The organism is Kitasatospora sp. NPDC088346 (assembly GCF_044740765.1).
Lineage (GTDB): Bacteria > Actinomycetota > Actinomycetes > Streptomycetales > Streptomycetaceae > Kitasatospora.
In genome coordinates this window covers 1-1,042 of the sequence record NZ_JBIURH010000196.1, presented here as the reverse complement: position 1 = coordinate 1,042, position 1,042 = coordinate 1, and the positions used below count along the sequence as shown (strand labels likewise).

The window sequence follows — 1,042 nt, the reverse complement described above, 5'->3', positions numbered from 1 at the left end:
GCGGCGTCGGATGTCGGCGACGAGAGGCGAGTCGGTGAACGCTTCGGCGACGAGGGCGAGGCGGGTGGTCTCGGCGCGGAGGTCGGGCGGGCTGGCGGGCGGCGTGTGGCCACCGGTGGTGGGGTACGGGTAGCGCAGTCCTGCGGCCGCGGCCTCGAGTGCGGCCGCGAGCACGGCGGCCTCGACCGTCGCGGCGGTGCGCCGCGGGTCGAGGCGGGCCGCGCGACAGGCTGCGGCGGCCCACTCGGGTACCGCGGGGTGGAGGTGCACGCGGAGGGCCAGCTGTCCGTCACGGATCTCGATGACCCGCCGGTAGAGCGCGAACTCGGGGTCGGCCGAGAGGCCGTCGTGGCGGTCACGGGTGCCGGGCGGATCCAGGGCGATCTCGGGGCGGACCGCGTACAGGGCCGACCAGAGCGGGCCGATCCGGCGGTGGTCACGCCGGGCGCGCAGACGGCGGACCGGATCCGCCATCCGGTCCCCCCATGCGGTGAGGGTCATCCCGCCGATGATCAGCACGAGGGTGGCCAGCGCGGCGGATGCCGAGCACAGGCCGCGGTCCTGACGGCCCGTACGGAATCCCGAGACGAGGGGGATGACGCTCAGGGCGGACCAGAGCAGGCCGCAGGCGCCGGAGGCGGCGACCAGCCGCAGTCCCGTCCGCAGGAGCCCCGGCCCGAGCGAGCGCGCCGAACGGTGCATCACCACGGTGAACAGCCCGACGCACCAGAGGCTGTGGGCGGTGAAGAGCATGTTGTAGCACGTCAGTTCAGCCCTGCCGTCCTCCTCGACGGCCAGCATCGCGCCCTCCGCCACCACCCCGGCTGCCCGATACAGGGCGGCGCTGGCCGCCATCACCAGCGCCGAGCCGGCGGCCTGCCACCGCGCCCATGAACGGGTACGGCGACCGGGGCGTACGGCGAACGCCAGCAGGACGAGGTAGCACTCGGCCGCGAGCCTGAGCTCGGCGCACAGCAGTGGCACCAGGGTGCCGAGCGTCTCGCGTCCTGGGATGTCCGGGCTCTGGGAGAGCGGCAGCAGG

Annotated in this window: 1 protein-coding gene; it reads right to left on the bottom strand. The window is 74.9% G+C overall.

Features of this window, described 5'->3' with window-relative positions; all coding sequences use genetic code 11:
• A partial coding sequence (locus ACIOFR_RS42415) for an MAB_1171c family putative transporter (RefSeq protein WP_401006211.1) occupies positions 1–1,042 on the bottom strand: 1,042 nt, incomplete at both ends.